24 protein-coding genes are annotated in these 24,117 nt (G+C 39.5%); 14 read left to right on the top strand and 10 right to left on the bottom strand.

All coding sequences use genetic code 11. The annotated features are described in order from the left end of the window. Positions 1–12 precede the first annotated feature (12 nt). From ACI3K6_RS10210 to nadE, 4 genes are all read right to left on the bottom strand, one after another. Positions 13–699 (bottom strand): amino acid ABC transporter permease, encoded by a 687-nt coding sequence (locus ACI3K6_RS10210; RefSeq protein ID WP_335474228.1) that lies wholly within the window; start codon positions 697–699, stop codon positions 13–15. Then, on the bottom strand, positions 686–1,516 hold the full coding sequence (locus ACI3K6_RS10205; RefSeq protein WP_335474227.1) for an amino acid ABC transporter substrate-binding protein: 831 nt from the start codon (positions 1,514–1,516) through the stop codon (positions 686–688). Before ACI3K6_RS10205 ends, ACI3K6_RS10210 begins: the two co-directional genes overlap by 14 nt. A 145-nt stretch (positions 1,517–1,661) precedes the next feature. Then, complete coding sequence (locus ACI3K6_RS10200) at positions 1,662–2,513, bottom strand: MASE3 domain-containing protein (RefSeq protein ID WP_335474225.1); 852 nt, start codon at positions 2,511–2,513, stop codon at positions 1,662–1,664. A 220-nt stretch (positions 2,514–2,733) separates the two neighbouring features. Further along, positions 2,734–3,555 carry an ammonia-dependent NAD(+) synthetase gene (nadE, locus tag ACI3K6_RS10195; RefSeq protein WP_435554729.1) on the bottom strand — a complete coding sequence of 274 codons (822 nt, stop codon included), beginning with the start codon at positions 3,553–3,555 and terminating at the stop codon, positions 2,734–2,736. A 101-nt stretch (positions 3,556–3,656) separates the two neighbouring features. On the opposite strand from nadE, the gene ACI3K6_RS10190 reads away from it, so the two are divergent. After that, positions 3,657–4,169 (top strand): acyl-CoA thioesterase, encoded by a 513-nt coding sequence (locus tag ACI3K6_RS10190; RefSeq protein WP_335474221.1) that lies wholly within the window; start codon positions 3,657–3,659, stop codon positions 4,167–4,169. 92 nt (positions 4,170–4,261) lie between these two features. Here ACI3K6_RS10190 and ACI3K6_RS10185 read toward each other — a convergent pair whose 3' ends face one another. Then, positions 4,262–5,263 (bottom strand): DUF3231 family protein, encoded by a 1,002-nt coding sequence (locus ACI3K6_RS10185; protein WP_435554728.1) that lies wholly within the window; start codon positions 5,261–5,263, stop codon positions 4,262–4,264. Positions 5,264–5,332: 69 nt separating this feature from the next. Then, positions 5,333–6,331 carry a cation diffusion facilitator family transporter gene (locus tag ACI3K6_RS10180; RefSeq protein WP_435554727.1) on the bottom strand — a complete coding sequence of 333 codons (999 nt, stop codon included), beginning with the start codon at positions 6,329–6,331 and terminating at the stop codon, positions 5,333–5,335. Positions 6,332–6,466: 135 nt separating this feature from the next. On the opposite strand from ACI3K6_RS10180, the gene ACI3K6_RS10175 reads away from it, so the two are divergent. After that, the gene (locus ACI3K6_RS10175; RefSeq protein ID WP_435554726.1) at positions 6,467–7,174 is read left to right on the top strand and encodes a DNA alkylation repair protein; all 708 of its coding nucleotides are present in this window, start codon (positions 6,467–6,469) and stop codon (positions 7,172–7,174) included. A gap of 614 nt (positions 7,175–7,788) precedes the next feature. On the opposite strand, the gene ACI3K6_RS10170 is transcribed toward ACI3K6_RS10175, so the two are convergent. The 3 genes from ACI3K6_RS10170 to ACI3K6_RS10160 all read right to left on the bottom strand — a co-directional run bounded on the left by ACI3K6_RS10170 (position 7,789) and on the right by ACI3K6_RS10160 (position 10,159). Beyond that, complete coding sequence (locus ACI3K6_RS10170; protein WP_335478667.1) at positions 7,789–8,022, bottom strand: hypothetical protein; 234 nt, start codon at positions 8,020–8,022, stop codon at positions 7,789–7,791. An 83-nt stretch (positions 8,023–8,105) separates the two neighbouring features. Continuing rightward, positions 8,106–9,107 (bottom strand): AI-2E family transporter, encoded by a 1,002-nt coding sequence (locus tag ACI3K6_RS10165; RefSeq protein ID WP_435554725.1) that lies wholly within the window; start codon positions 9,105–9,107, stop codon positions 8,106–8,108. Between the two features lie 95 nt (positions 9,108–9,202). Further along, positions 9,203–10,159, bottom strand: coding sequence for a polysaccharide deacetylase family protein (locus tag ACI3K6_RS10160; RefSeq protein WP_435554724.1), 957 nt, complete (start codon positions 10,157–10,159; stop codon positions 9,203–9,205). 309 nt (positions 10,160–10,468) lie between these two features. On the opposite strand from ACI3K6_RS10160, the gene ACI3K6_RS10155 reads away from it, so the two are divergent. From ACI3K6_RS10155 to ACI3K6_RS10100, 12 genes are all read left to right on the top strand, one after another. Beyond that, complete coding sequence (locus ACI3K6_RS10155; protein ID WP_435554723.1) at positions 10,469–10,690, top strand: hypothetical protein; 222 nt, start codon at positions 10,469–10,471, stop codon at positions 10,688–10,690. 79 nt (positions 10,691–10,769) lie between these two features. After that, the gene (locus tag ACI3K6_RS10150) at positions 10,770–11,402 is read left to right on the top strand and encodes a DUF2085 domain-containing protein (RefSeq protein ID WP_435554722.1); all 633 of its coding nucleotides are present in this window, start codon (positions 10,770–10,772) and stop codon (positions 11,400–11,402) included. A gap of 132 nt (positions 11,403–11,534) precedes the next feature. Beyond that, positions 11,535–11,999, top strand: a complete 465-nt coding sequence (gene argR, locus ACI3K6_RS10145; RefSeq protein WP_335478676.1) for an arginine repressor — start codon at positions 11,535–11,537, stop codon at positions 11,997–11,999. A gap of 31 nt (positions 12,000–12,030) precedes the next feature. Further along, a complete protein-coding gene (locus ACI3K6_RS10140; RefSeq protein ID WP_335478679.1) occupies positions 12,031–12,729 on the top strand; it encodes a Crp/Fnr family transcriptional regulator in 699 nt (232 codons plus the stop codon). Between the two features lie 203 nt (positions 12,730–12,932). Beyond that, the gene (gene arcD, locus ACI3K6_RS10135) at positions 12,933–14,333 is read left to right on the top strand and encodes an arginine-ornithine antiporter (RefSeq protein ID WP_435554721.1); all 1,401 of its coding nucleotides are present in this window, start codon (positions 12,933–12,935) and stop codon (positions 14,331–14,333) included. A 288-nt stretch (positions 14,334–14,621) separates the two neighbouring features. Next, entirely contained in the window at positions 14,622–15,908 is a 1,287-nt protein-coding gene (arcA, locus tag ACI3K6_RS10130; protein WP_335478684.1) for an arginine deiminase, read from the top strand. A gap of 82 nt (positions 15,909–15,990) precedes the next feature. Beyond that, positions 15,991–17,001, top strand: coding sequence for an ornithine carbamoyltransferase (gene argF, locus ACI3K6_RS10125; RefSeq protein ID WP_335478686.1), 1,011 nt, complete (start codon positions 15,991–15,993; stop codon positions 16,999–17,001). A gap of 74 nt (positions 17,002–17,075) precedes the next feature. After that, entirely contained in the window at positions 17,076–18,491 is a 1,416-nt protein-coding gene (gene arcD / locus ACI3K6_RS10120; RefSeq protein WP_435554720.1) for an arginine-ornithine antiporter, read from the top strand. Between the two features lie 38 nt (positions 18,492–18,529). Continuing rightward, positions 18,530–19,489: a carbamate kinase gene (gene arcC, locus ACI3K6_RS10115; RefSeq protein WP_335478690.1), complete on the top strand. Its 960-nt coding sequence runs from the start codon at positions 18,530–18,532 to the stop codon at positions 19,487–19,489. A 283-nt stretch (positions 19,490–19,772) separates the two neighbouring features. Beyond that, positions 19,773–21,122 (top strand): M20 family metallopeptidase, encoded by a 1,350-nt coding sequence (locus tag ACI3K6_RS10110; RefSeq protein ID WP_435554719.1) that lies wholly within the window; start codon positions 19,773–19,775, stop codon positions 21,120–21,122. 58 nt (positions 21,123–21,180) lie between these two features. Further along, on the top strand, positions 21,181–22,668 hold the full coding sequence (locus ACI3K6_RS10105; RefSeq protein ID WP_435554718.1) for a YfcC family protein: 1,488 nt from the start codon (positions 21,181–21,183) through the stop codon (positions 22,666–22,668). 582 nt (positions 22,669–23,250) lie between these two features. Next, the gene (locus ACI3K6_RS10100; protein WP_435554717.1) at positions 23,251–23,730 is read left to right on the top strand and encodes a hypothetical protein; all 480 of its coding nucleotides are present in this window, start codon (positions 23,251–23,253) and stop codon (positions 23,728–23,730) included. A 30-nt stretch (positions 23,731–23,760) separates the two neighbouring features. On the opposite strand, the gene ACI3K6_RS10095 is transcribed toward ACI3K6_RS10100, so the two are convergent. Beyond that, complete coding sequence (locus tag ACI3K6_RS10095; protein ID WP_435554716.1) at positions 23,761–24,114, bottom strand: 2Fe-2S iron-sulfur cluster binding domain-containing protein; 354 nt, start codon at positions 24,112–24,114, stop codon at positions 23,761–23,763. Positions 24,115–24,117 lie beyond the last annotated feature (3 nt).

Genomic DNA, 24,117 nt, shown 5'->3' with positions numbered 1-24,117 from the left:
AAAACTCCTTCATTAAGACGCATAACGGTCCAGTCTCTTTTCCAAGAATCCTTGAATAATGGAAAGGAAAAAGCAAATGACCCAATAGATGAGGGCAGCTTCCGTATACACCAATAAGAATTCATAGTTCGCCGCGGTAATTTCCTGAGCCCTTCGGAACATCTCTGTAACCAGTACGACGGATGCAAGCGAAGTATCTTTGACAAGACTGATAAATGAATTAGATAAGGGCGGAATCGATACTTTTGTAGCTTGCGGCAGGATAATTCTTCGTAATGTTTGTGAATAGGTCATCCCAATGGAATAACCTGCCTCCCATTGACCTTTAGGAATTGAAATGATCGCAGCACGAATAATTTCAGAGCCATAAGCACCAACACTTAGCGAGAAGCCAATGACAGCAGAAATAAACGGATCAAGAATAATTCCGATGTTCGGGAGTCCATAAAAAATGATAAATAATTGCACTAATAATGGTGTGCCGCGAATTGCGGAAACATAGACTCTGGCAATGATTTGAAGAATTTTAATAGAAGAAATTCGTGCTAATGCTGTCAAAACGGCAAGAATGATTCCAAAAATAAACGAAATAATGGTTAACGGAATTGTATTCATAATAGCACCCTCCAGCAAAGGCTGGAGGGAGTTCTTGGCAATTTCTAATTTTTTAGGGTCAAGAAAGACACTATTTAAGTACATCTTTACCAAACCATTTCTCAGAGATTTTTGTGTAGGTACCGTCAGCAATCATATCCTTTAATGCTTTATTAACAGCATCTACAAGAGTGTTGCTATTTTTTCTGAACATAAAACCGCTTTGTGAAGCATCATCTGAAGTAGCCACAATTTTAATCGGTGCATCTGGCTTATGTTTTGTATAATCTAAAAAAGCAATGTTGTCATTGATGTGTACATCTACTCGTTTTTGTGCCAGTAATTCAACGGCTTGCTGGAAGCCTTCTACTCCGACAAGATTGGCGCCGTATTTCTTCGCCATATCACCATAATTACTTGTCAATGATTGAGCAGCATTCAAACCTTTAATATCTTCAAAAGATTTTACTTTATTGTTATCCTTCGCTGTGATTAAGACAGCCGTTGAAGTGATATACGGATCAGAGAAATCATATTTTTCCTGACGGTCAGGACGAATTCCTACCTGATTGGCAATCATGTCAAAGCGCTTGGCATCAAGCCCAGCAAACATGGCATCCCATTGTGTTTCTTTGAAATCTGCTTTTACTCCTAAACGTTTCGCGATCTCTTTTGCAAGTTCCACGTCAAAACCGGTTAATTTCCCTTTATCATCATGGTAACTGAACGGAGAATATGTACCTTCTGTACCAATTGTCAATTTGCCGTCAGCTTTTACTTTCTTTAAAACATCTTCACTTGAAGCAGTTTGCTTATTATCTGACTTTTTAGTGTCAGTCGTTTTATTATCATTTTGCCCACAGGCTGATAAAACTACCATAAAGCTTAGTAACAAGGCAAAAATAACTGATAATTTCTTCATCCTCTAAACACCCCTAATTCTGATTAATTTACTTGGATTTCATTATCATAGTATAAGTTTTGATTTCTGTAAAGCAAAATCTCCCGGTAAGTTGAAGTTATTTTTCCCTAATGTAAAAAATAAAAACCCGTCAGCAACTGACAGGTTAAAAAAAGTTTACCGTTTTCCTGATTTCCTGATGGATCTCTACTTCTAACTGATCAGATACTTCAGGTGTTTTTACTAAATAAATCCCCCTTAAAATAAAGTAAAATCCCACCGCCTTAAACAAATGGCCAGAGAAGTTATCAAAGTCAAACACACTTTGATAGATCGTAAAGATTAAGTCCGTTAATAGCAGTAATACTAGTGCAAGGGCAATCGATAATTTCGCCTCAGATTTTTTAATATAGTATTGATAGAGGACAACGATTAAAGAAATAAATTGAATGAAACTGACAAAGTATTCAAAGCTATTTTTTAAAAGGGTTGTTCCTTCACCCTCTACCACTAGCAATGGCAGTTTATCTTCAAAATAAAAGATGACCGATGCAATGACGATGGTCATCACCGCACTCAATAGTAGAACGCCTGAACGGTAATCTCGCTTTACCTTTCGTTCCTTCACCACTAAAAGAAACAGAATCAACATAGATTGAAGCACTCGTGCCGACACCCAAAACCACGTTGCTTTGGCTACCGAACTTTCCGTAATAAAATAAGGCATTCCCTTAAAAGTTAAGGTGTGGAGCAAGTCCAATGTACCCACTAGGAAAAAGGTAAATGAAAGCAGCAGCATTCGATTTGAGTGTGTTTCCGTAAAATTTTTATATCCATAAAAGAAAATCGTAGCCGAAATCGAAATGCTAAAAGACTCCAGCAAAGTATGAAAACCAACGGAGTTTTTCGGATTATAAATGACACTAATCTCTTGTTGAAATAAATGGATACTCATGAGAAAAACGATTGCCAAAGTGGAGTATACGAGGAATTTCCCTTCGGTTAAGCCTGATTTCACGCCACAACCTCCTTTCATCAGATTTTATGAATAATATTATAGATGGGAAGGTCGCGTATAAGGAATCTAATTTCAAAACATTTGCGAATATTTAAACAGTGCTCTTTCCCTACTCTTATTATAGAAGTTGTTCTGCCAGTATACCCCTGTTGATTTTGACTATTTAAAGGATAATTTTTGAATAAAAAAAGACTGCCAGCGTGGCTGACAACCTTTCATCTTAGTTCCACCAATCATCAAACATGGTGGCAGGTAACTTTCGTTTGTGTTCTGTGGCAATGTAGCGTTTCTCGACTTTCTCGGCTACTTCCGCTGAAACTTGCTTTCCTTCCAAATAATCGTCCAATTCATCATATGTAATGCCCAGCTCAGTCTCATCCGCTTGCCCCGGCTTTTGATCAAGTAAATCAGCTGTTGGAGTCTTCAAATATAGACGTTCATCAGCTCCAAGCTCTTGTAGCAAAGCTTTACCTTGGCGCTTTGTAAGCCCGGTAAGAGGGAGAATATCAGCTCCTCCGTCGCCGTATTTCGTGAAAAACCCAGTTACAGCTTCTGCTGCATGATCCGTTCCTATAACCAAAAGTCCTTCCATTCCTCCAATCGCGTATTGCGCGATCATCCTCATTCGTGCTTTAACATTACCTTTTTGATAATCACTTAGCATTTGACTTTGTTCTGACGAATTAAATTCCGTTTCAACCTCATCTACCGCAGTTTTAATATTAAAAACTGCTTCTCGATCAGCACGAATGAAAGCTAATGAACGTTGGGCATCCTCTTCATCCTGCTGCACACCGTAGGGAAGACGAACTGCGATAAATAAAGCATCTGTCCCTTCCTTTCGTAGCTCTTCTACAGCTAATTGTGCCAAGCGGCCTGCTAATGTTGAATCTTGACCGCCACTGATCCCTAATACATAACCCTTTGCCTTCGTTTTTAGCAGGTAATTTTTTAAAAACTCAACCCGTTTGCGGATTTCATCCTTAGGCTGGACGACAGGAGAAACATGTAAGTCTCTCATGATTTGTGCTTGTAAGCTCATTATCATAGTACCTCCTATTTTCTGTTACACTATAGGTAATTGCATGGATAATAGTAATGTACCACAATCCATGCTTTTTCACTAAATTGGAGGTTGAAAGAATGGAAGCAAAAACGTGCAATGAATCAAGAGTAGTTCGAACGAGCCGAATATTCCCTAATGATGTTAACAACCATAACACCTTGTTTGGCGGAAAATTAATGAGTGACATCGATATGATTGCCTCCATCTCCGCAACAAGGCACTGCCGGAGAGAGTGCGTTACGGCATCAACTGATTCTGTAGATTTTCTCAGTCCGATTACCCCGAAGGATTCAGTTTGCCTAGAGTCCTTTATCACCTGGACCGGAACTTCTTCCATGGAGGTCTTCGTCAAGGTGATCGCTGAAAAGCTATTAACTGGGGAACGTAAAATTGCCGCTACTGCCTTTTTAACTTTTGTCGCTTTGGATGAAAATGGGAAACCCGCTAAAGTTCCCAAAATTGTTCCTGAAACTGAGGAGGAAAAGAAACTATTTGAAACAGGGAAGGAACGTGCCGAAAAACGCAAATTGCACCGGCAAAGCAGTAAAGATTTGGCGAGTTATTTTACAACGCAAAAGCCATGGGAATAAGTATTGCGGGAGCCGTGCTTGCCTTTAGGTGGAGAGCAGAGCGATGGGGCTGGAGCTTGACAATAAAAACAATTGGACTAGATACGTTTCGTCTAGTCCAATTTCTGCAAAACTCTTCGGTCAGGAGCATGAGGAGGCTTTTGCATCCAACCTCGCTCCACCATAATCTTAAAACCTTTTGCCGCATATAAGAGAATCTCGGCAATATATTTTTGATATTCTGTCACCAGGTCTGTTCGCATCGATAAAGATAACGCATGGCCAAGTAGAGTAATATCAACACTGTTTAATGAATGAAACAAAGTAACCACCAGTCTGTCGGAAAATGGCGACTGGGTTGATTCTGTCACCTCCATACTCGTGGAAACATTCCCCAACAATTCCTCCCTCATTAAAGCATCATTAAAAGTCGTAATCTGTTTTTCTGAAATTTTCTTGCCTTCCTCTATATAATTATGAATTTCGTTATCCTTCACAACCTGGAGTAACCCCACGCATAGGAGGATCGAGAAATAGTTGCGTTCTGTATTAAAAAAGATTTCCGTAATTTCCGCTGCATTCAATGGTCGCTTTTTTCCAAAGCCGCTGATATAGCTCTTTTTTTCAACATACTCAATACGATCTGGATAGGGAATCATCGGCGGTCTGTCATATAAACCCTTTTCGAGCATCATTGCCGTTGAATCCTTATATAATTGTGTTGTATCTAGGACCATTCTAGTAAATAACTCAAGCACATCCTTACGTGCAACGCTTGCCGTAATAAAGCTGTTATTGATCATGGATAAACGGGACATGGCATACACAAAGCTCAATCCAAATAGGTCATAGAATAATGGCGGCGCAGTTAAATCAAGATCCTTCTCAGTGAAACCCTCTGGGAGCGGAATGTTTTCTTTGATTAAAACACTTGAAATTTGCTCTATATTCCTGTCTGAAATTTTGAATGCTTGGTTTAGGATTACCTTTACATCCTCATCCTTATTATGATGCAGAAAATAAGTCAGCAGGCACAACGTCATACTTTCTTGCAGATAAACGGCCCATAAACCGCCAATTTCTGAACTGGACAACCTGATGCTGCGCTCTTCCATACCTATGCCTCCTTCATCAATACTTCTATTTCTGATTAATAAAATTAGATTTCCAATTTAATCGAAATATTATTCTTTACCATGAGGTCTATTATTTTGAGATGGCTGCTCCATGTGTTTGCCCCATGACATGACCCCATCCTCCTCATCAATTTCGATGGTGACATCGACAACACCATTTTCTGCGAGAATCTTTTCCTCCAGTCGATCCTTTATATCGTCAGCCGCCGCTACTGTCATTCTCGGATCCACTTCAATTTCCAGCTCTACATGCAAATCTTCACCTTCTTTAATAACGGTAATCCCTTGAATATCCTTTACATCGGGGTCAGCCATCACCATCGTTCCAATTTTTTGCTCCATTTCTTCATCAGCCTGACCAATCACCCCAGCAGCATTATCCAAAAATACCTTGCCCACGACAAAAAGCATCATCAGTCCAATTACCATAGAGACGATCCCTTCAAGCTGATGAATACCTGTATAATGGGCAATCGCCACAGCAAGGATTGCCAGTAACCCTCCCAATGTTGCGACCAGGTCTTCCATAAACACCAGCTTTGTTGCAGGTTTGGCACGTCCTAAATAGGCATAACTTTTTACAAATACACTGGGACCGCTTAAATCTATACCGATTTCATGCAGAACTTCCTTCATCGCTTTATAAAGAACAAACATTTCTAGAATCGTGGCGATAGCTAATACCACGATGTTGATGTAGAAGCCTCCATCCCCTGTAGGATGAAGAATATGATGATAGCCCTCCTTTATGGTTTCAAAGGCCATGATTCCGACAATTAACACTGCACCTAAAAGGACCAAATTGACAAGCCTGCCAAACCCATTAGGATACTTTTCAGTAGGAGCCTTTTTGCTTAAAGCAGATCCAACGAATACAAAAAATTGATTCGCTGCATCACCCAAGCTGTGCATCGTTTCTGCAAACATGGCGACATTCCCTGTGAACACATACGCAACACCTTTAATAACCGCTATCACTGTATTCACGATTGCCGCAAGCATAGCAGATTTACTTCCTCGTTTTAGAAGCTGCAGTAATTCGCCCATCTAATCCTCCTATCTCTTACTAACATTCAGTTAATCTTAATATTTTCTAATAAAGGGGTTTTCATTTCAGTTTGTTTTTTCAAAAAATGCTCGATACTGATGGTAAAATAGGGAAAAAGGGACAGGAGGTACAATATGACACTTATTGAGATCATGACCAAACTGGAAGAATTGGGGACGGAGCAGACTAGAAAAACATTTATGAATCATGGCGCAAAGGGATCGCTATTTGGAGTAAAGGTCGGTGATTTAAAAAAGCTAGTAAAGCATGTGAAAAAGGATCAAGAACTAGCACTTGCTCTATTTGAAACGGGTAATCATGACGCCATGTATTTAGCTGGATTATCTGTCAATCCAAAGCTTATGAATAAAGAAACACTTCAGAATTGGGTCAAACAGGCTAACTGGTACATGCTGGCTGAGTATACTGTTGCCAGCGTGACTGCTGAAAGCCCTTTTGCCTTGGAGCTGGCTCGTGAATGGATGAAATCAGAGGAAGAGATGATTGCAGTTTCCGGTTGGAGCACCTACTCAAACTATTTATCGATAACGCCTGATGAACAGTTGGATATAGCAGAAATACAACAGTTACTGCATCAGGTTGAAGCAACCATCCATGAAGAAAAAAATCGCGTCCGTTATGTGATGAATATCTTTGTTATTTGTGTAGGTACTTATGTGATGGAGTTGCACGCGGAGGCAAAAAGAGTCGCTTCTGCCATAGGCAAGGTCCATGTCGATATCGGGCGAACCGCTTGTAAAGTCCCTTTAGCTACTGATTACATAAAAAAAATCGAGGATCGGGACAAAATCGGAGTAAAACGGAAGACTTGCATTTGCTAGTGGTGATTGTGTCCTTGAGAGTCTGGCTCAAGGACACTTTTATTGTGATAGATGGGATCTTGTTTTCATTAGAAGTTAGAAAGACAATTTAACCGGCCTTTCTACCAGCTTGGCTTCATATATCTCATGATTGACACTTCAACCTGCTTTTCTATTAGCTTTGGCTTTCAGACACCTCGTGATTGACTCTTTAACCAGCTTTTCTATTAGCTTTGATCTTCAGACACCTCATGAATGACACCTCAACCAGCTTTTCTATTAGCTTTGGCTTTCAGACACCTCATGATTGACACTTCAATCAGCTTTTCTATTAGTTTTGGCTTTCAGACACCTCATGATTGACACTTCAACCAGCTTTTCTATTAGCTTTGGTCTTCAGACACCTCATGATTGACACTTCAACCAGATTTTCTATTAGCTTTGGCCTTCAGACACCTCATGATTGACTCTTTTACCGGCTTTTCTATTAGCTTTGGCTTTCAGACACCTCATGATTGACACTTTCACCAGTTTTTCTTATAGCTTTGGCTTTCAGACACCTCATGATTGACTCTTTTACCGGCTTTTCTATTAGCTTTGGCTTTCAAACCGCCTTTTCCAACTCATCCCAATCCCTACAAATTCCGCAATACCAAGTACAGCCGATTAGTCCGTTCGCTCTTTTCTTCCTCTGATGCCAAATCGTATTTTTTCAATAAATGGAAGACTTCATTTAATATTTCCTGGGTGTGTTCTTTGGCTAAGAATTGTTGAAATAACGGCTTCATTTCTTCCGGTAAAAAAGCTGCCTGGGATTCGTACTTCTTTTGTACGTCCTCTGCGGAATGGTCTAATTTGCATTCGCTCATGTAGTTGCCTCCTCATTATTTGATGTCACTAGGATACCATTTTTCCGGCAAAAGAAAAAAGCCCAAGAGTGGGCTTTATCCATTTAGTTCCTACTGCTATCAGTTACTTCTAACACATCCAACAAGAACACAAATACCGGAATTCCGATAATCAAACCCCAGACTCCGAAGAAATGCTCTGAAAAGATTAGGACAATAAAGGTATAGAAAACCGGCAAGTTCGTTTTGGAGCTCATTAAATTAGGATTCATGATATATGCTTCAATTCCGTGAATGACAGCAATGGCAATCCCAATATATAAGACCTTCATCATTCCGCCAATACTATAGGCGATAATCGTTAGTGGAATTAACGAAATAATGACCCCAGCCACAGGAATTAATCCCAGGATAAAGATCATAATCGACAAACCGCCCAGCTGTGGGAAATCCAGCAGCCATAAGGAAATAGTTGTTAAAATACAGTTGACTACAGCAATGATTAACTGCGCTTCAATGACTTTACCAAACGTCCGCACAAACTTTTGTGCAAAAAACTCAATTTCATCATAAATAGAAGCAACCTTGCTCGTTTTAAATTTCTTAGTAAACTCTATTAAACGAGGTTTTTCCAACAAGAAAAATAAACTTAACAACAATGCTAATAGCACCTGTAAGCTGACCTTGCTAATATCAGTAAAATATTTGAGGATAAACGTGAAACCTTGCTCCAAATAACTGGATACTTGTATTTCTTCTACACGTCTAACAATATAATTCAAAACAACATTATCATGTTTTGAAGTGTAAAATGCTGTCAATTGCTTAATTAAGGCGGTAATTTCCCCAGCAATCATCGGAAGATACATAATTAATCCATAGGAAAGCAATCCGACAATGCAAGAATAGGAGATGATCACTAACAAACGCCGGTTAAGCGGAATTTTATTTCCGATAAATTGAACCAAACGATCCATTAAAAACGCGAAAATAAACGTTAACAAGATGAGATTAATCATCGATTTCATCGCATAAATAACTAATGCGATCACCATAAATATTAAAATTCGTTTAAAACTGCTGCTCTGAAAAAGTTTATTAATCATAGGGAATTATCGTACCTCATTATCTTTACTATTGAAGTTAATTATATCAAATCCTTTAATAATTTAATAATGCTAATTACATTTAATAAAGCTAATTAAAATTGAACCGGAGGAATCGAACTGTTAATGGATTCGCACCTATAGCCTTGCTGTCTTAAGTATTCCATTAGCTTTGGCAGTGACGCAAGCGTTTCTTTTCGCTCATGCATTAAAATCACAAGTGGCCCAGGATGACTGGATCTGCTATTTATTTGATTAATTACATTTCCTATATAGCGTTCGTCTTTAAAATACCAGTCTTTGCTGTCAATGTTCCAATCCCACATAATATATCCGTTCGCTTTCACCGCTTGTTTATATTCATCCGTCATATATGGTGAACTTCCATATGGTGTCCGCATTAAAAAGGATTCGACTCCGGACACTTCTTTTAATGTTTGGCGGTTCTGATTCAATTCTCCCAGAACAGAGTTGACTGATGCGTAAAAAATGGCTTTATTATGAGATACGCTGTGGAGACCTACCCCTTCACCCATTTTTACCATGAGTCTTACCGCATCCGGATACCTTCTAATATTACCATCAATCATAAAAAAAGTTGCCTTAAAATGATATTGTTCCAGTAGGGCGATAATCCCTTCGGAAAATACCGACGGTCCATCATCAAATGTTAGATATACCGTTTTAGGATTATTCGGCTGAGAACTAGCCGGTGGCTGTTGTGGTGAAGTAGGATTGGGTTGACCCGGTGGTGGTGGAGGTACAGTTGTATTGACGGGCTGTGCAGTTCCTCCTTTTTCATGTTCTTTCCGCCGTGCTTCCCCCTCTTTCCACCTTTTTTCTCGTTCTTTTCTTAACTCTTTTGTTTCGTGAGCAGGTGCTTGCAAGTTTGGCTTTTTAATAGTTTCATTCTTTGGTTGATTAATAGGTTTGTCGGCAGCCTGTGCTTGGAAATAACAATTATTGATCGTAATTCCGGCAAACAAAAATGCAAGCAACCCCAAAAAGATAAGGGTCCCCTTTACCCTTCTTCGTAGTCTTAGTTTCCCCATTATTCATTCCCTCTTTGATGATTTTTTTTCCTTTACCATTATAGACGATTATGCCGACGAAATGTTTCAAATCCATTAAAAATATTACAATTATATTAAAGGTCCAGTCAGAATAATAGATTGTTAGACAAGTTGCAACAATTCTCTTATCTATTGTAACTTATATACGTTAAAAACGGGCGAAAAATTACTAAAAAATTTCCAATTCAGGGACAGGCAAATTTGTAAAGAGTTCTACATACATATCATTGAACAAGGAATTTCATGTACAAGAGGAATTCCATATTTTCGCATCATGGGGGTGAGTATGTGTCAGGTGGGCTTAAGGCTCTACTTTACATCTTATCATTTTTTATTCCTGTTGTTGGAATTATATTAGGAATTATCTGGATGAACGATCAAGATCTCGAGAAAAAAGCAATCGGAAAAAATTGCTTGATCATTGGAATTGTTTCAATTGTATTAAGTTGTATTTGTTGGTTTGCCTTGTCAGCTTTATCTATTTCTCCCGCCTTTATGTCAGGATATTAATCACAATGATGTTGCTCTTGGGAACCCAATTCATTACACATGAATTGGGTTTTGCCTAGAAAGGTGGTGGTGGCTGCTGGTGGATGAAATCTTTGACTTTTTCGGGAAGGCTGTCTGTCATCAAATTGCGGATCGAACATTCCTTGCCTCTGGAAGAGTCCTCTCCGTTTGTGCTCGTGATACTGGAATTTATCTAGGGATTTTTTCGACCCTAACCTATTTATGTTTATTTAAAAAACGACCAAGCATGACCATTCCATCCGTAAAAATAAGCATGATTCTTCTTATATTTATGCTCCCCCTAATGATAGACGGATTAGGTTCTTACTTGCATTTGTTTGAAAGCTCAAATCTTAAAAGAATAGTGACCGGTATCAGTTTTGGAATGGTCCTGCCATATTTTCTTTATCCGCTATTGAATGTAAAAGCAATAGAATCAACAAGCACACCTGTAATTACCCACAGCCTTGATGTACTCATTCCCCTTGTTCTTAGCAGTGCACTAGGGGGACTCGTATTTTTTGGGGTGCTCCCTTACCTGATGATTGACGGTTTGATAATCGTTACGATCATCGGATGGTTTAGCCTCATTGCATCATTTGTATTTTCCAAAATCATAATAAAAAGTATAAAATGGGCATTCTCAATTATGGGCAGTATCCTTTTCCTGACCTTTCTCTCGATCCTTCACCAGATACTTATAAAAGGCTGAAATCCACATTATTGTGACGATTTCCAGCCTTTTTTTATGTAGTTTAGAATAAGTTCACGATTTATACATGTCATTTACAATGATTTGGCAATAAGATAGAAAGGTAGAATAAGATGAAAGCGAGCTCCGCCGATGAACGTACCAATCACGAAAGAGATGAGATTACAACTTATCACCCAGCTGATCTCTGAACAAGAGGTAAAGACACAAGAAGAGCTGCAACAATTGCTTATAGAAAAGGGATTACGAGTAACGCAAGCCACCATTTCACGTGATATTCATGCCTTGCAGTTAATTAAAGTACCTTCCCGTGATGGCAGTCTTAAATATAGCTTTAAAGTGGACCAAGACCATCTCATTTCAGAAAAGCTGAAGAACAAGCTTAAGGATGCCTTAATTGGAATTGAGGTTATCAATTACTTTATTATTATTAAAACTCTTCCAGGACACGCCCACTCTTTTGGGGCATTGTTGGATTCGTTAGATTTGAAAGGCAAAGCAGGAACAGTCTGCGGGAACGATACTTGCCTAATCATTTGCCGAACTCCTGACGAAGCGTCCCATATCAATAAGCAGCTTAGATCATTAAGCGAATAAGGTACAATTACCCACAGAAAGGAGAGAGAACATGCTCAACTCAACTGTGATTCATATGGATGTTATTTCTGACTTACAGCAATTTGAGATTTTGAAGGCGGTTTCCCCAAAAACTTTACAAAAGTATTTGCCTTATTTTTATTTTCGAACATACAAGAAAAATCAATGTCTATTTATGGAAGGTGACCCGCGAGATAAGATCTTTTTCTTGCTTGACGGGTACGTTATGTTTGAAAGTGGCAGTGAAGAAGGCAGCATGATGTATGTTGACTTTGTGAAAAAAAATCAGTTATTCCCTCATGGAGGAATCTTTAACGATCCCTACTATAAAAACACCGCGGTTGCCGCGACCGATATCATGGTCTATTTCATTCAGACCCACGTCCTTGAAGAAATGTTGAAGACCAATCCAAAGGCATTAATCCTGACCATCACAAAGCTTTCCGAAATTCTCGAGCTCCATCAGAAACGAGTGCAGCAAATCCTCATACCAAATGCTCAAGAACGCGTGCTGCATACACTTAATTATTTAATGGAGGATCTTGGCATTAAAGATGGGACTGACGTTCTAATCCCTTGTCCCCTAACAGCTGCCAATATTGCTAAAATGTCGGGCACGACCAGGGAAACCGTCAGCTTGATTATGAACCAATTAAAACGGGAAGAGATCATCTCCGTGAATAAAAAAAATATTCGTTTCCAGGATCCTGATTACTTTAAAGAAATATAACCATTAAGTTCGGCCCTTCACTATTTCGTGAGGGGCTGATTTTTTCTGTCTAGATACAAATCCTGTATATTATGAAAATTACAACTTATATTTATGCATTTTTTTTAGATGTTCGTACCTTCTATTTAGTGTAGTATTTAAGATGTGGAAATTAGACAACCTATTGAATATCAAGAAGGTTTTTAATGGAAAGAAGGTTCTATATGGAAAACAAAGAAAACAAACTCGGTTTGCTTGCATTAATCGCGTTAGTCATTGGCTCTCAGATTGGCGGCGGGTGCTTTAATCTGGCAACTGATATGGCTAGCGGCGCGAATGCCGGTGCCATCATGCTGGGATGGGTCATTACAGGAATCGGTATTCTTGCATTAGTTTTTTCTTTTCAAAACCTGTCCAATAAACGGCCTGACCTCGAAGGCGGTATATACAGTTATGCAAAATCTGGATTCGGCAGGTACCTTGGGTTTAATTCCGCATGGGGCTATTGGCTATCTGTCTGGCTCGGGAATATCGCCTTTTTAACCCTACTATTCAATTCCATCGGTTATTTTATTCCTATTTTTAATGGAGGAACCATTAGTTCTGTGATCGGTGCCTCCTTATTCCTTTGGATTTTAATTTTCTTTGTATCCAGAGGTGTCCAATCTGCTGCTGTCATGAATATCGTCGTGACGATTGCTAAACTGATTCCTATCATACTATTTATTATCATTGCCCTAATCGCATTTAAGTTCCGTACCTTTTCAATCGATTTCTGGGGTAGTAAAGGATTTCATTTTTCCGACGTTATGGGCCAAGTTAAAAGTACGATGCTTGTATCATTATGGGTGTTCACAGGCGTTGAGGGTGCTATTGTTTTATCAAGCCGGGCTAAGAAAAAAAGCGATGTCGGTAAAGCAACTGTCATCGGCGTGATTTCAACACTAGTCATATACATACTGATTTCCTTATTATCATTAGGTATTATGCCGCGAGAAGAACTGGCCGGCCTAAAGAACCCTTCTATGGCCTATGTACTAAAAAGCATTGTTGGCCCTTGGGGAGCAGCCTTTGTCAACATTGGTCTGATTGTATCGTTATTAGGAGCTTTGCTCGGCTGGACCCTCTATGCCGCCGAAATTCCCTATTTAGCCGGCAAAGATGGAACATTTCCGAAGACATTTGCCAAACAAAATAAAAATAATGTTCCAATGAATTCGTTGTTTTTTACTGGAGTGCTGATCCAGTTATTTTTACTCACCTTATTAATTTCTGATAAACCCTATCAATTTGCTTTTTCCATGGCAAGCTCTGCCATACTAGTTCCCTATCTGTTTTCCGCCTTATTTCAAGTGAAATATAGCTGGCAGCAAAAGCAAACGGGTCAAATGATCATCGGGATTATTGCATCCATTTATAGCGTTTGGATTCTTTATGCTGCTGGACTAAGTTACTTATTACTAACAGCCATTCTTTATTCATTGGGTATATTCGTCTTTTTATATGCTGAAAAAGGAAGTGGGCAAAAGCCCTTCAAAAAGTTTGAACTTATTTGGGCCTTATTCTTTGTAGTAGTAGCGGTTGTGGCGGTTATCATGCTTGTTACGGGGAAAATTTCGATATAAAACACAGGTAGGCTGGCATGATTGCCAGTCTTTTTTTACCTAGTGTATTCAGAAAATTAGAACTTTATCTTTGAAATATATGTGACATTCGGTCGTTATTCAATTAAAAAACTCCTAAAAATACTGTTTTGCATAAAAACATACATAAATATGCATAGTCATTTATATGATTGACAAAAAAATGTAATGATTTTAACAGTTTACTTGTAAGGGTACTTACAAAAGAAATCGTTTACATCACTTAGAATAAAGGTGTAGCAAGGAAAGAGAAAAAAAGGAGGATTAGAAATGAGTAGTACATCCGTATTGACTGCTGAGAGAGAAACACAAAACCAATTAAAGCACCCGATCAATGTTAAATCTGAAATTGGGACTTTAAGAACGGTGTTACTAAAACGCCCAGGTAAAGAAGTTGAAAACCTGGTTCCTGAATATCTTCAACGTTTATTATTCGACGATATTCCATATTTACCAATTATACAGAGAGAACACGACTATTTTGCCGAGACATTAAAAAATAGAGGCATAGAAGTCCTATACCTCGAGAAATTAGTTACTGAGACATTAAGTAACACAGAAATTAAAAAACAACTTGTTGATGATATTTTACGAGAAAGCCATGCTAATGTCAATGGGGCTGCAAAGGTATTAAGAGAATATTTATTATCCTTCCCTACTGCCGAAATGGTGGACAAAATTATGGCTGGTGTTCTAAAAAAAGAAATAGAAGAAAGCAAGAAAACTCATTTATATGAATTTATGGATGATCACTATCCGTTCTACTTAGATCCAATGCCAAACCTGTATTTCACCCGTGACCCTGCAGCAAGTATCGGCAACGGATTATCTATTAACAAAATGCGCGAACCAGCACGTCGCCGTGAATCCTTATTCATGCAATATATCATCAAACATCATCCGCGCTTTGCCGGACATGACGTTCCAGTATGGCTTGACCGTGATAATGAATTCCCAATCGAAGGCGGAGATGAGCTCATCCTAAGTGATGAAGTTATTGCAATCGGAGTTTCAGCTCGTACATCTGCTAGAGCAATTGAAAAACTAGCATTGAATTTATTCAAACGGAACAGTTCCTTTAAAAAGGTTATGGCCGTTGAAATTCCTAAGTGCCGCGCTTTCATGCATCTAGACACAGTGTTTACAATGGTAGATCACGATAAATTTACGATTCACCCAGAAATCCAAGGTCCACAAGGAAATATGAACGTATATATCCTTGAAAAAGGCGAAGATGCTGAACATGCTAAAATTTCGCACCGTTCCAACCTGCAGGAAGCTTTAAAAGAAGCTCTTGGACTTAGTGAACTTGTCCTAATTCCTTGCGGCGGCGGTGATGAAATCGCTGCTTCCCGTGAACAATGGAATGATGGATCCAATACTTTGGCTATCGCTCCTGGAGTTGTTGTCACATATGACCGAAACTACATTTCTAACGACTTATTACGTCAGCATGGTATTGAGGTAATTGAAATCTTAAGCTCGGAATTATCTCGCGGTCGTGGGGGCCCACGTTGCATGAGTATGCCAATCGTTCGTGAAGACCTTCGCAAATAATTAGCAGCGCCCGCTTCATTGCCGGGCGCTTGATTAAGAAAACCTTTTTATAAAAATGAGAGATTAAAGGAGAGAATATACAATGTTAGCAACTACACCAAAATTACACGGCAGAAGCTTTTTACGCGAAATGGATTTTTCTAAAGAAGAGTTTGTCTATTTCATTGAATTAGCAATGAAATTAAAAGATGAGAAAAAACATGGTGTTCCTCATCGCCACTTAGAAGGTAAAAACGTTGCCCTTCTATTTGAAAAACCATCTACTCGTACACGTTGTGCATTCACAGTAGCATGTATCGACCTTGGCGCACATCCAGAATACCTAGGAAAAGACGATATCCAATTAGGTAAAAAAGAATCTATCGAAGATACAGCTAAAGTATTAGGCCGCATGTTTGACGGTATCGAATTCCGTGGCTTTGAACACAAAAAAGTGGATATGTTAGCAGAACATTCTGGGGTACCAGTTTGGAACGGTCTTACAGATCAATGGCACCCAACACAAACTCTTGCAGACTTCTTAACTGTTAAAGAAAACTTTGGCCGCTTAGAAGGCATTAAATTCGTATACGTTGGCGACGGCCGTAACAATGTTGCTAACAGCTTACTTGTCGGTGGAGCTTTAGTTGGAATGGATGTTCGCATCTGCTCACCAGAATCTTTATTCCCTGAAACAGAAATTGTTGAATTAGCTAAAGAACTAGCTGCTAAATCTGGCGGTAAAGTAACCATCACTAGCAGTGTTGATGAAGGTGTTGCTGGAGCAGACGTTATCTATACAGACGTTTGGGTATCTATGGGTGAAGAAGATAAGTTTGCTGAAAGAATTGAACTTCTATCTCCATATCAAGTCAACATGGAAATGGTGAAAAAGACTGGTAATGAAAATATGATTTTCTTACACTGCCTACCTGCTTTCCATGACCTTGAAACAAGCTATGGCCGTGACATTAACGAAAAACATGGCATGTCTGAAATGGAAGTAACAGATGAAGTATTCCGCAGCAATCATTCTAAAGTATTTGATCAAGCTGAAAACAGAATGCACACCATTAAAGCGGTAATGGCTGCAACTCTTGGAAACTTAGATTAAGAGACTGCTTACTGGAGAAGGAGTTTGCTCTCCTTCTCCTTTCCTTTCCAATTCAAACAGAGGAGTGAAACATAATGGAAGAGGGAAAAAGTCTTGATACAAGCAAGAAACTTGGTTTATTATCCTTAATTGCCATTGTTATTGGTTCCATGATCGGTGGCGGAGCGTTCAACCTAGTATCAGATATGGCAGGCGGTGCTTCTGCCGGGGCAGTTATCCTCGGCTGGGTCATTACAGGATTTGGCATGATCGCACTTGCCTTTTGCTTTCAAAATTTAACAAATAAACGTCCTGACCTAGAAGGTGGCGTATTCAGCTATGCAAAAGCTGGTTTCGGTAACTATTGGGGCTTCAACTCCGCTTGGGGTTATTGGCTATCTGCATGGTTAGGCAATATCGCATTCTTAACCTTACTTTTCAGTGGCATCGGCTACTTTATTCCAATTTTTGATGGTGCAAATCTTGCATCGATCATTGGTGCTTCAGTTCTACTGTGGCTGCTACATTTCTTAATCCTCCGTGGGGTTCATTCAGCAGCATTAGTCAACCTGGTCGTAACGATCGGAAAACTCGTTCCAATTTTCCTATTTATCATCATTGCCATCTTCGCTTTTAAAATGGATACATTCTCCATCGATTTCTGGGGCAAAAATGGTTTCCATTTTTCAGATGTCCTAAGTCAAACAAAGAGCACCATGTTAGTTACCCTTTGGGTATTCATCGGTATTGAAGGAGCCGTCGTACTTTCAAGCCGTGCAAAAAATATGAATGATGTTGGTAAAGCAACAGTCATCGGTCTACTATCAACGTTGGTTATCTACATTCTTATAACCTTGTTATCCTATGGGATTATGTCCCAATCAGAGCTTGCGGGCTTAAAGAGTCCATCTATGGCTTACGTCTTAAAAGAAGTAGTTGGTCCTTGGGGAGCGGCTGTAGTTAACCTAGGGTTAATCGTTTCCTTATTAGGTGCCTTGCTTGGTTGGACCCTACTCGCTGCAGAACTGCCATTTTTAGCAGCGAAGGACGGCATTTTACCAAAAATGTTTGCCAAGGAAAATAAAAACCATGCACCAGTCAATGCCTTAATTGTCACAAACGTACTAGTACAGATTTTCTTATTAACTCTATTAGTTTCTGATAAGCCTTATAATTTTGCATTCTCATTAGCTAGCTCAGCAATCTTAATTCCTTACTTGTTCTCTGCACTGTACCAAGTGAAATACAGTTTACAGAATAAAGAAACGAAACAAATGGTAATCGGATTAATCGCATCTATTTACGGAGTTTGGTTAATCTATGCAGCTGGACTTAGTTATCTAGTATTAACCGCTGTATTATACGCGATCGGAATCTTAGTCTTTAGAATCGCCCAAAAAGAAAATGGCGAAAAAACCTTTAAACCATTCGAACTGATCTGGGCTATTATCTTTATCTTACTTGCCATCCTGGCTGTATACATGGTTGTTGCCGGAAAAATCAGTTTATAAAAACCTAATCGAGTTTTTAATAATAGGAGGAAAATACAATGTCAAAGAAAGTAGTAATCGCTTTAGGCGGCAACGCTATTCAATCTGGCGATGCATCTGCCAAAGCTCAACAGCAAGCACTAGAAACAACAGCTCGTCAATTAGTTGACTTCATTGAACAAGGAATAGATATCATTATTTCTCACGGAAACGGTCCACAAGTCGGCAATATTTTACTACAGCAAGCTGCAGCAGATTCAGTTAAAAATCCAGCAATGCCGCTTGATACTTGCGGTGCCATGAGTCAGGGAATGATTGGCTACTGGATGCAAAATGCCATGGAAAAAGCCTTGAAAGAACGCGGCATTGTTAAAAATGTTGTTACCCTTGTTACCCGTGTAGTTGTTGATAAAGAGGATCCTGCCTTTATCAACCCAACTAAGCCAATCGGCCCATTCTATAGCGAAGAAGAAGCAAAACGAATCATGGAAGATTCAGGTGTATGCTTTAAGGAAGATTCCGGACGCGGCTGGAGACGTGTGGTAGCATCACCAAAACCTGTTAGCATCATGGAGCATTCCGTTATTAATTCCTTAGTAGAACAAGGTAACATCGTTATCTCCTGCGGCGGCGGCGGTATCCCTGTCATCGAAACAGAAAATGGTATTACTGGTGTTGAAGCAGTAATTGACAAAGACTTCGCTTCTGAAAAATTAGCTGAGCTTGTTGATGCTGATGCATTGGTTATTCTAACAGGCGTTAACAATGTCTATATTGATTTTAACAAACCAACTCAAAAGAAATTAGAAGAAGTTAGCATTGAAGAAATGAACACTTATATCACAACAGGTCAATTTGCAGCAGGCAGCATGCTTCCAAAAGTAGAAGCGGCTATCCAATTTGCAGCAACAAGTCCTAAACGCAAAACGATCATTACCTCATTAGAACAAGCAGTAAACGCAGTTGAAGGCAAGGCTGGTACCGTTGTATCAATGAATGGTGCTCCTGTACTAGTTTAATAGCCATAAATCAAACCTCTCCGAAACATGTTTCGGAGAGGTTTTTATGTCAAACTAATTTTTGTAATTTTAGAACTTTAGGTATGAACTTTATATGACATTCACTAGTTATTCAGTTTCACCCCCCTTTTTTGTATACACTCCCACCATTTATTAGTTTTGATGCATAAAAATGTATATTTTCTCTGCAAAAATGTAAGGATTATTACACCACAACTGTGAACATGCTAACTTAAGAAAGCGCTTGCTAACTATAAAATCAAGATGAAAGGAGCGAAAAACATTGAATGCAGACAAATTGTTAAGTGAATTAAAAAACATAGAAACTGACTTTCATCAAGCCTTAAAGGAGCTCATAGCCATTCCCAGTGTCATAGATGAAACCGATGAGAACTTTCCCTTCGGCAAAAATATTGATTTAGCTTTAAGAAAGACTTTAGAGCTATGCAGTCAGTTAGGTTTTACCACCTTCTATGATCCTCAGGGTTATTACGGTTATGCAGAGATTGGTCAAGGCAAGGAGATGGTTGGCGTTCTCGGCCATCTAGACGTAGTGCCTGCCGGTAGTCTTGATGACTGGAATACTTCCCCGTTTGAAGCCGTCATTAAAGATGGCAACATGTATGGCCGCGGTACTCAGGATGACAAAGGCCCAACACTAGCTGCACTGTTTGCCGTCAAAGCCTTAATGAATCTCGGTATTGAGTTTGACAAGCGGGTCAGGTTTATATTTGGAACAGATGAAGAAACCCTTTGGCGCTGTATGAACCGTTACTGCGAGATTGAAGAAATTCCGTCAATGGGCTTTGCTCCCGACTCTACCTTCCCTCTCGTCTATGCTGAAAAAGGATTATTACAGCTGAATTTAGAAGGAAGTAATGATTCAGGGCTCCAGTTAAAAGCGGGAAATGCGTTTAACGCAGTGCCTGACGCAGCGAGATATGCAGGTGGAAAATTACCGGAAGTAAAGGCTGCTTTGACAGAAATGGGTTATGCTTTTGAAGAAACTGAAGATGAAATTGTTGTTCTAGGTAAAGCAGTCCATGCTCAGGTGGCAGAGAAAGGGATTAATGCTATTACCCGCCTGCTATTGGCACTGAAACAGGTCGGCTACTCTTCAAAAGTCATTGAATTTGTCAGCGATATGCTCCAAGAGGATCCATTTGCGGTGAAGATTTTTGGCGAATGTGAAGATGAGGCATCCGGCAAATTAAAGTTTAATATTGGAAAAATCGATTTGAATGAGGAAGTTGAACGTCTATCCATTGATATTCGGATCCCTGTAACCGCCGATAAACAAGAAATGGTCGGGCTGTTGTCTGAAGCCGCCGCAAAGTATGGTCTGGAGTACAAGGAATTTGATTATTTACGTTCCATTTATGTCCCAAAAGATCACTTTTTAATTAAAACCTTGATGAAGGTTTATCAGGAAGTTACCAATGATTTCGCTTCCCAACCGATTTCGTCAGGTGGAGCCACTTATGCTAGAGCGATGGAAAACTTCGTTGCTTTTGGAGCCATTTTTCCGAATCAAGCAAAAACCGAGCATCAGCCAAATGAACATATTGATCTGGATTTAATGTTTAATGCTATGGAAATTTATGCACGTGCGATTTATGAACTAACCCGATAAATCATAATCGGGTTAGTACTCTCCTTTCTTTTTCTATTATTCTATTGGGGGTAGTACTATGAAAAAAATGAAAATGCCAACTGCCTACACGCTATTATTTTTAATTATCATTGTTATTGCTGCATTAACTTGGATAGTCCCTGGTGGTCAATACGATACGAAAGTGGACAAGGTTAGCCAGCAAGAAATTCCTGTTTCCGGTACCTATCACCAACTCTCGGCCGCTAAACAAACGCCTCAAGGTATATGGGAAGTGGTCAATGCCCCGATTAACGGTTTCTTTGATGCAAAAGATATCGCATTGTTCGTTCTAGTTATCGGTGGATTCCTTGGAGTGGTTATGAAAACAGGCGCGATTGATGCAGGGATCACTCGGGTCATTCGTAAATTAAAAGGCCGGGAGCAATGGCTGATTCCAATCTTGATGACACTGTTCGCCATCGGTGGTACAACCTACGGCATGGCCGAAGAAACAATCGCGTTTTATCCGATTTTGATCCCAGTTTTAATTGCTGCTGGTTATGATGCATTAACTGCTGTTTCTATCATCGCTCTTGGAGCTGGTATCGGTTGTCTGGGTTCTACTGTCAACCCATTTGCTACAGGTATTGCTTCTGGATTCGCCGGAGTTTCAATTGGTGACGGAATGGGACTGCGGTTAGTCATCCTTATTGTGACGTTAATTGTTACCATCATGTTTGTCATGCGCTATGCAAAAAAAGTCAAGGACGATCCGTCCAAGTCATTAATTGCCAATATGAAAGAGGAAAATGAGCAGCATTTCTTGACTCAGAAAACAGAAGATCTTGAATTTACCGGTCGCCGCAAAGCAGTACTTTCGGTATTCGGATTAACGTTTGTGATTATGATTTTAGGTGTAGTCCCATGGGCTGCGAAATTCAATATTACTATTTTTGAAGATTTAGTAACGGCCTTAGGAAAAATTCCGTTCATCGGTAAATTACTAGGCGGCATGATCCCGCTTGGTGACTGGTGGTTCGGAGAATTAACAATGCTTTTCCTCGTTTCTTCTATTATAATTGCCTTTATTTACCGTATGGGCGAGGAAAACTTTACGAGTACCTTTATTAATGGAGCACGTGATTTACTCGGAGTTGCGATTATTATCGGAATCTCCCGCGGTATTACCGTTGTTATGAACGCTGGCGGCATGACCGCAACCGTTCTTCATTGGGGCGAAGGAGCCCTCTCTAATATGGGTTCTGTTCTTTTTACGGATCTATCGTTTTTGTTCTACATGCCACTTTCTTTCTTAGTTCCATCCACATCGGGTCTAGCCACCTTGTCCATGCCAATCATGGCGCCATTGGCTGATTTCGCGCATGTGGGAAGAGATATTGTCATCACGGCTTACCAAAGTGCATCCGGTGTCATCAACTTATTGACTCCAACAAGTGCTGTCATTATGGGCGCACTAGCTATTGCTCGAATTCCTTATAGCACGTATTTGAAACATGTTTGGAAATTGGTAGTAATGCTTTCGGTGATTGTAATGGTTATTTTAAGTGTTGCGACGATTATGTAATTAATTTGAATGTCTGATAAAGCGGTTGCGTGGGCCTATTTGGCCTATGTGACCGTTTTTTGTTTTTGGAGCAATGTATTGGGGCTACGTTCCTGTTTTTTACTTTTGCTGCTCGTTCTGGATTGTAGAGATGGTCTACCTTCCTGTTTTTTTACTTTTGTAGCTTGTTCAGGAACGTAGAGGCGGTCTACTTTCCTGTTTTTTTGCTTTTGCAGCTTGTTCGGGAACGTAGAAGATGGCTATGTTACCGTTTATTGACTCTTACTTGTTTTTGGGTTGATAGAAGCATTCTATCTGACCGCTTTTCTAGATTTCTACAATTTTTAGTCTGATAGAAGTATTCTATCTGACCATTATTCAAGAATTCCCTTATTTTTGGGCTGTTAGAGGCTTTCTATCAGTCTTATTATTCCCCAAGCATCATATTTGGTCAGATAGCCTGACCCTTCATTACCAACTTTTTCATTTCAAATAACTGTCATATTTCTTTTACAAAACCTTATTGACAATGATTCTCATTATCTCTAGAATAAGCTTATAGACAACAGAGAGAACTTAACACTGCGAGGAGGAATATCAACAATGTTTAACATGTTATTTGGGTTGAAAGATATTCACACGGTTATTGCGAATCAACGTAAAATTGGTGGTGCAGCTGAAGCGGATTCCATTCGTTTGTCCTCCGGTGAGATTTATAACAACCCCGTGTTCACCAATGTTGATATTTCAAAAGGTCAATATGTTTCGGTCGGTTTTATCGATGAAAACGGCGCGAACATCATTGCCCATGTTGACCAGATTGCCATTATTAAAGGCCTTCAGCACAAATTGATTTGTCAGCTGAATAACTCTTTCATTAAGCAAATCATGGTCCGTGACACATTACAGTATTTACAAAAGCTTTGTGAAGTAAACCATGGCTTTGTCACTCAAACCTTCAAAAAAGAGGCTATGAAAATTGTCCGTGATATTAGTGTAAAAGAGCTTCATAAACACAATATTACTTTGCCCTTCCCAGTGGAAGATAATTTAGTTCATATGAGCGATCGTATGCACGCATAAAAAAAACGAGGCCCCCAGTCCTCGTTTTTTTTATGACATAATTTCCGTCTGGCATGCCAAGCGGAAGCCGCCCCCTATTTCATCTTTCAATTTACTTAATTCTTTCTCATTTGGTTGGGATAACTTTATGCCAATGGCATCCACTTTGACCGTGCACTGGCCGCATGTTCCTTTTCTGCATTTATACTGAATGGGTTTTCCCTGCTTAAGTGCAGTGTCGAGAAGGATTCCTTTTTCAGGTGTCACTTCAAATTTATTTATCCCTTGATACAAGATTAGTTTTTCCGTAAACACTTCTGGTTTGAGGATGGCCTTTGGTATCGTTTGTTGAACAGCGCTCATCCTTCCGGGAATTAACGAACCAACGGTAAACATGCGATTCATCAT

Origin of the sequence: Neobacillus solisequens (assembly GCF_051233465.1) — a bacterium.
In the GTDB taxonomy this organism is placed as follows: Bacteria; Bacillota; Bacilli; order Bacillales; family Cytobacillaceae; genus Neobacillus.
This window is presented reverse-complemented; position numbering and strand designations above follow the sequence as displayed.

Bases quoted from the DNA above. Each gene is read 5' to 3' on its own strand.
- argR (WP_335478676.1), top strand. From the start codon at position 11,535: ATGAACGTACCAATCACGAAAGAGATGAGATTACAACTTATCACCCAG.
- ACI3K6_RS10175 (WP_435554726.1), top strand. From the start codon at position 6,467: ATGACACTTATTGAGATCATGACCAAACTGGAAGAATTGGGGACGGAG.
- ACI3K6_RS10210 (WP_335474228.1), bottom strand. From the start codon at position 699: ATGTACTTAAATAGTGTCTTTCTTGACCCTAAAAAATTAGAAATTGCC.
- ACI3K6_RS10205 (WP_335474227.1), bottom strand. From the start codon at position 1,516: ATGAAGAAATTATCAGTTATTTTTGCCTTGTTACTAAGCTTTATGGTA.
- ACI3K6_RS10185 (WP_435554728.1), bottom strand. From the start codon at position 5,263: ATGGAAGAGCGCAGCATCAGGTTGTCCAGTTCAGAAATTGGCGGTTTA.
- ACI3K6_RS10190 (WP_335474221.1), top strand. From the start codon at position 3,657: ATGGAAGCAAAAACGTGCAATGAATCAAGAGTAGTTCGAACGAGCCGA.
- ACI3K6_RS10170 (WP_335478667.1), bottom strand. From the start codon at position 8,022: ATGAGCGAATGCAAATTAGACCATTCCGCAGAGGACGTACAAAAGAAG.
- ACI3K6_RS10165 (WP_435554725.1), bottom strand. From the start codon at position 9,107: ATGATTAATAAACTTTTTCAGAGCAGCAGTTTTAAACGAATTTTAATA.
- argF (WP_335478686.1), top strand. From the start codon at position 15,991: ATGTTAGCAACTACACCAAAATTACACGGCAGAAGCTTTTTACGCGAA.
- ACI3K6_RS10160 (WP_435554724.1), bottom strand. From the start codon at position 10,159: ATGGGGAAACTAAGACTACGAAGAAGGGTAAAGGGGACCCTTATCTTT.
- arcD (WP_435554721.1), top strand. From the start codon at position 12,933: ATGGAAAACAAAGAAAACAAACTCGGTTTGCTTGCATTAATCGCGTTA.
- arcD (WP_435554720.1), top strand. From the start codon at position 17,076: ATGGAAGAGGGAAAAAGTCTTGATACAAGCAAGAAACTTGGTTTATTA.
- ACI3K6_RS10140 (WP_335478679.1), top strand. From the start codon at position 12,031: ATGCTCAACTCAACTGTGATTCATATGGATGTTATTTCTGACTTACAG.
- ACI3K6_RS10180 (WP_435554727.1), bottom strand. From the start codon at position 6,331: ATGGGCGAATTACTGCAGCTTCTAAAACGAGGAAGTAAATCTGCTATG.
- ACI3K6_RS10095 (WP_435554716.1), bottom strand. From the start codon at position 24,114: ATGAATCGCATGTTTACCGTTGGTTCGTTAATTCCCGGAAGGATGAGC.
- ACI3K6_RS10105 (WP_435554718.1), top strand. From the start codon at position 21,181: ATGAAAAAAATGAAAATGCCAACTGCCTACACGCTATTATTTTTAATT.
- nadE (WP_435554729.1), bottom strand. From the start codon at position 3,555: ATGAGCTTACAAGCACAAATCATGAGAGACTTACATGTTTCTCCTGTC.
- ACI3K6_RS10100 (WP_435554717.1), top strand. From the start codon at position 23,251: ATGTTTAACATGTTATTTGGGTTGAAAGATATTCACACGGTTATTGCG.
- arcA (WP_335478684.1), top strand. From the start codon at position 14,622: ATGAGTAGTACATCCGTATTGACTGCTGAGAGAGAAACACAAAACCAA.
- arcC (WP_335478690.1), top strand. From the start codon at position 18,530: ATGTCAAAGAAAGTAGTAATCGCTTTAGGCGGCAACGCTATTCAATCT.